Here is a 5398-nt window from a genome sequence, read left to right as displayed (position 1 = left end):
TTGATCAAGAGTTGGCGGTACTTGCAGACGCCAACAGGGCAGGCCCCTTGGAATCAGCCGTCTAGACGGCGCCGCTACATTCATTCCCGGGGAGAGTTTTCACTCTGGGGGCGTTGATGAAGCGTTTGGTGCCCGTTCTGGGCGCGCTGGTGCTGGTGGCTGCCGTTGTCGCGATCGTGGTGTGGCAACGGCCTGACTCGAAGGCGGCGCTGGACCCGTCCGGGGACGTCGTGCTGCAGTACGCGGACGGCTCGCAACTGTGGCGCATGGGCGATCCGGAGACACCGGTGACCATGCAGGTAGCCGCGGAGCTCAGCGCGAAAGGCGTGTCGCTGGAGCAGCTTCGCAAAGACGGCGGCGCGATCGTCGTGACGACCATCGACCGCAGGGCGCAGAACGGTGCGGCTGAAGTGATTCGCACCGTGTCGGCCGGGGAGCCCGCGTCGTTGCGGTACTCGATCAGCGCTGTCGACCCCAACAACGGTGCGGTGAAGGCGTATTCGCCGGGCAACGACCCTGCTTTCGACTACGCGGGTGGCGTGCTGAAGGAGCCGGGGTCGGCGTTCTTCCCCTTCGCCGCCGTGGCCGCGCAGCAGACGGGCAAGAAGCTCGAAGAGGTCGGGAACGAGTCGGTCGTGCACGCCGCGCGTCAGGCCGGCGTGCCGGAAACCGTTGTGGTGGGCGGAAAAGAGACGAAGCTGTTCGGCGACGAGACGAAGGTGCGGCCGTTCGACCTCGCGGCGGCGTACGCGACGTTAGCGGCGGAGGGTCTGCGTCGCGACGCGCATTTCGTCACCCACGTCACCGACGTCAACGGCACCACGCTGTACCGGGCGGAGACCAAGGGCGTGCCCGCGTTCGACCCGGATCCGAGACGCAGCAAGGACATCGCGAACCTGGTCACCGCCGCGTTGCGGGGCGACGCGGTCTGCGGGCGCGTGCCGTCTGACATCGCCTGCAGGCACGGCGAGTGGCGGTTCGAGCAGGGCCGGGTCGGTCACGCGTGGATGGTCACCTACAGCCCGCGGATCTCGGTTTCGGTGTTCGTCGGCAGTGCGCAACCTGGCACGCCCGCGGTCGACCGGGACGGCAACGCGGTCACCGGTCCCGGACTGCCGGACAGGCTGTGGGACGAGTTCGAGCAGAAGCTGACGCAGTGGTGAGGCGCTCGCTGGCCGCACTCCTGCTGGTCGCCGTGATCGTTGGATACGTTGTGTGGCAACGGCCTGAGGAGCCGGTGCCGCCGCCCGCGCCGCCGAAGCCCGTCGTGCTGGAGTACGCGGACGGTTCGAGGATGTGGAGCGTTGGCGAGGGTGGTCTGCAGCCGATGGTGGTGCAGCGGGTGCTCAAGGAGATGTCCGAGGTGTCGGTGCCGTACGACTCGCTCGTGGCCCGTGGTGGTGCGGTCCGCACGACGATCGATGCGAAGGCGCAGACGACGGCGGCTGCTGTCCTCGGCCGGCTGGTCGCCCGGCAGCAGGGGCCGGACGGGTCCTATTCGCAGGAGGAACTGAACGCGGGGATGACGGCGATCGATCCTGCGTCGGGTGGTGTGCGGGTGTACCTGCCCGGTTTCCAATGGGACCAGGACCTGGCGGGTGGGGTGGCGCAGCAGCCGAGTCCTGGGTTGTTCCAGCCGTTCGCGGGCGTGCGGGACGTGGGCGAGGGGCAGGTGACGCCGCTCGACGTGACCGCGACGTACGCGACTCTTGCCGCGGCAGGTGTCGAACGGAAGCCGCACCTGGTCTCGACGGTGACCGGCGCGGACGGTTCGCTGCGGTACAAGGCCGCTGACACCGCGAAGCCGGTGATCGGCGAGCACGTCGTGGACCGGATCACCGCATCGTTGAAGGACAACGCCATGTGCAACGGCGTTGCGTGCATGCCCTATGCGGCGCCGTGGATGGTCGGCTACACGCCGCAGCTCGCAGTCACGGTGTACGTGGAGAAGGCCGGCGCCGTCAACGCCGGCCTTCCGCGAGTGATCTGGCAGGAGTTCCTGGCAGGGTTCGCTGGGTGAGATTTCTGGGTGAGGCTCACCCGACGTGCCAGGTGTGCACCGGTTCGCCCGCGTGCATCAGCTCCATGTACCGCTTGAGCATGCCGGACAGCGCGGCCTCCCGGGACAGGCCGCGTTCCTCCAGCAGCGCAACGGTTTCCCGCTGCCACGAGGAGCCGGTGCGCCGCGCCAGGCAACGCTGCTCGATCACGCCGAGATAGCGCTCGCGGGCCTCGTCGGAGACGCCGCAGTCGCGCAGGCCCTCGTGCGCCATCGGCAGCAGGCGCCGCAGCACCAGTTCGTCCGGTGGGATCCAGCCGATGCCGGGCCAGTACAGCTGGGCGTTCATGCCGTGCCGGGCGCCGGTGTAGAGGTTCTCCTCGGCCGCCTGGAACGACATCTGCGTCCACAGTGGACGCTCTTGCGCGGTGAGCGCGCGCTGGGTGCCGTAGAAGAAGGCGGCGTTGGCCATCGTGTCGAGCACCGTCGGTCCCGCGGGCAGGACGCGGTTCTCGACGCGCAGGTGCGGCACACCGTCGACGACGTCGTAAACCGGGCGGTTCCAGCGCCAGATCGTGCCGTTGTGCAGGCGCAGCTCGGAAAGACGAGGCGCGCCACCGGCTTCGAGGGTCTCGATCGGGTCTTCGTCGTCGGTTTCGGGCAGCAGGCTCGGGAAGTAGCGCACGTTCTCCTCGAGCAGGTCGAAGATCGACGTGATCCACCGTTCACCGAACCACACGCGCGGACGGACCCCCTGGTTCTTCAGCTCGTCCGGGCGGGTGTCGGTCGCCTGCTGGAAGAGCGGGATGCGGGTCTCGTGCCAGAGCGCCTTGCCCAGCAGGAAAGCGGAATTCGCGGCGATCGCGACTTGCACGCCTGCCAGGCACTGCGCGGCGTTCCAGTGCCCGGCGAAGTGCGTCGGCTCGACCTGCAGGTGCAGCTGCACCGAAGTGCAGGCCGCTTCGGGGAGAATCGACTGCGCGTACGTCAGGAGCTTCTCCGGCCCCTTGCCCGGCATCGCCGGACCTTCCATGTGCAGCACCATTTCCTCGCCGCGGGCGGCGAAGATGGTGTCGTTGAGGAGCGCGTACCTCGGGCTCTCGGAGAGCCACTTCCGGTCGAAGTGCCGCTCCCGCAACGTGGGCAGCACGCCGATCATGGCGAGGTTGGCACCGACGTCGTTGGCCTTGGCGTCGGCACTGTCGAGTGACGCGCGCAGTTCTTCTTCCAGGCCAAGCATCTCACCACCGGCCAGCTCGCGCGGCGGGACGTTGATCTCCAGGTTCTGCTGTCCCAGCTCGAGCGTGTAGGAGGGATCGTCGATCTTCTCGAGCACCTCCGAGTTCGCCATCGCCGGGCGCATCGCGTCGTCGACGAGGTTCAGCTCGATCTCGAGCCCCATCTGCCGACGGGGAAAGGAGAACGTGTCTTCTGCCAGCATCGTGGAAAACGCGTCGAGACTTCGCTGCATCTTCTCGCGGTAGCGCTGGCGATCTTCTCTGGTGAACGTGCGGCTGGACACTTCACTTCCCATGCCGCTACCCCTTCGCTCGGCGCCGGTGGGCGCGGGCCAGGCGGAACGCCAAACGTGACACAGCGGAAACCCCCTTTACATCGCCCAAATCGGTGCTCTCTGTCACGTCGAGGTAACAACCAGCGATCATCCGCTGGTCGGGCGTGCGCGGTTCCGCCCTCCGGACTACCTCGCCTGTTCCACATCGGGCCGGATGCGAAACTTCCGCGGTGGCAAAGGTGATCGAGATCAACGACCCGGCCGATCCGCGGCTGGACGACTTCCGGGACCTCTCGACGGCCGACCGCAGGCCAGACCGCCCGGGAGGCCGTGGTCTCGTCATCGCCGAGGGCGTCGTGGTGGTCGAACGCCTCCTGGCCTCGCCGTACCCGGTGCGCGGGCTGCTCGGCGTGCGGCGGCGGATCGAGGCACTGGACCTCGCTGACCTGGACGTTCCTGCTTACGTGACGTCGGCGGAGGTCATGGCTTCCGTCGTCGGGTTTCACCTGAACAGGGGTGTGCTGGCGGCCGCGGACCGCGCGCCTGCCGTGTCGTTCGACGACCTCGCCGATCGTGCTACCCGCCTGGCCGTGCTCGAGGGCGTGGGTGACCACGAGAACCTGGGCTCGATCTTCCGCAACGCCGCCGCCCTGGGCGTGGACGGTGTCGTGCTGGGTCCCGGCTGCAGCGATCCGCTGTATCGACGCAGTGTGCGGGTGTCGATGGGCCACGTGCTGCGCGTGCCGTTCGCTACCACGGATCAGTGGCCCGCGGCGCTGAACATGTTGCGGCACAAGGGGTTCACAGTTGCCGCTCTGACACCGCGCGCTTCCGCCCTGCACCTCGCGGACGCCGGCCTGCGCGGGCGCCGGGTGGCGGTGCTGCTGGGGTCGGAGGGGCCGGGGCTGACCGAATCGGCGATCGACGCGGCTGATGTGGCCGTGCGGATCCCGATGTCGTCCGGGGTGGATTCGCTGAACGTGGCCACCGCTGGGGCGGTGGCGTTCTACGCGCTCCTCTAGAGGAGGGTCAGGATCAGGACCAGCCAGGCGACCAGCACGCCGGTCACGACGCCGTATGCGACCCAGCGCCACACCGGGACCCTGCGGCCGAGCCACACGCTCGGCGCCAGGCCGCCCACGACCAGGACGTTCGCGACCAGTGCGAGCCATCGGCTGGTTTCGCCGAGGCCCAGGGAGAGCGAGACCACGGTGACCGTGACGATCGCCGCGGTGATGAAGCTGACGGTCAGGCCGGTGCCCCACGGGGTGGGCTCGGGTTCCTCGGCGGCGGGTTCCCGGGATGCCTCCGTCAGCTCTTCCGGCGCCTCGACGCTGATCAGCTCGCCGGTCACCGGGTCCGTGTAGCTGACCGGGGAGTTCATGACGGCCGCGATCCTGCCGGCCAGCTGCTTGCCGCGGCGGGTGATCAGTGCGCTGGCCACGCCGTCTTTCGGCGTTTCGGTGCGCACGACCGCGTCCGCCACCTTGGCCCACTCGTGGAGCGCCTCGGCGAGGTCCGCGCCCAGGGGAAGGCTGTGCGGGTCGACCTCGCGCTCACCGGACTCGTCGTTGCCGGCGAGCACGGCGCGGCCGTCCCGGACTCGCAACTCCACTGACCCCTCCTCGGTGCCTGGGCTACGGCGGAGAACCTATCGGACCGGGGGTGGGCGCTTCCGGGCCGTGCGATGGTCGGCTTGGGTTGGCGGGCGCGGGTTGACCATGCGGTGGTCGGCTTGCATTGGCATGTCACGTTCCGGCGGAGGGGGTCACCTGCCGTGCGAATCGTCACCTTGCGTAGGTGGGCGCGCAGGTCGATACGGGCCGGTGCCAGTCATCGCCGCTTCGCGACGATTGCGATTGGGGCTTGACTTTGAGCCTCTGGCG

Annotated in this window: 5 protein-coding genes; 3 read left to right on the top strand and 2 right to left on the bottom strand. The window is 68.7% G+C overall.

What is annotated here, in order from left to right:
* Positions 1 to 116: 116 nt before the first annotated feature.
* Positions 117 to 1163 carry a hypothetical protein gene (locus tag UK23_RS37100; RefSeq protein ID WP_156213672.1) on the top strand — a complete coding sequence of 349 codons (1047 nt, stop codon included), beginning with the start codon at positions 117 to 119 and terminating at the stop codon, positions 1161 to 1163.
* Complete coding sequence (locus UK23_RS37095) at positions 1160 to 2020, top strand: hypothetical protein (RefSeq protein ID WP_156213671.1); 861 nt, start codon at positions 1160 to 1162, stop codon at positions 2018 to 2020. The genes UK23_RS37100 and UK23_RS37095 overlap by 4 nt, the downstream gene beginning before the upstream one ends.
* Positions 2021 to 2036: 16 nt before the next feature.
* On the opposite strand, the gene UK23_RS37090 is transcribed toward UK23_RS37095, so the two are convergent.
* Entirely contained in the window at positions 2037 to 3533 is a 1497-nt protein-coding gene (locus UK23_RS37090; protein WP_045316443.1) for a glutamate--cysteine ligase, read from the bottom strand.
* Between the two features lie 209 nt (positions 3534 to 3742).
* On the opposite strand from UK23_RS37090, the gene UK23_RS37085 reads away from it, so the two are divergent.
* Positions 3743 to 4534 carry a TrmH family RNA methyltransferase gene (locus UK23_RS37085; protein WP_045316442.1) on the top strand — a complete coding sequence of 264 codons (792 nt, stop codon included), beginning with the start codon at positions 3743 to 3745 and terminating at the stop codon, positions 4532 to 4534.
* Here UK23_RS37085 and UK23_RS37080 read toward each other — a convergent pair.
* Positions 4531 to 5127, bottom strand: coding sequence for a DUF2537 domain-containing protein (locus tag UK23_RS37080; protein WP_045316441.1), 597 nt, complete (start codon positions 5125 to 5127; stop codon positions 4531 to 4533). The genes UK23_RS37085 and UK23_RS37080 overlap by 4 nt on opposite strands.
* Positions 5128 to 5398 lie beyond the last annotated feature (271 nt).

The sequence above is a fragment of the Lentzea aerocolonigenes genome, from assembly GCF_000955955.1.
In the GTDB taxonomy this organism is placed as follows: Bacteria; Actinomycetota; Actinomycetes; order Mycobacteriales; family Pseudonocardiaceae; genus Lentzea; species Lentzea aerocolonigenes_A.
Note: the sequence above shows the minus strand (reverse complement) of the source record. Positions and strands in the feature narration are given on the sequence as shown.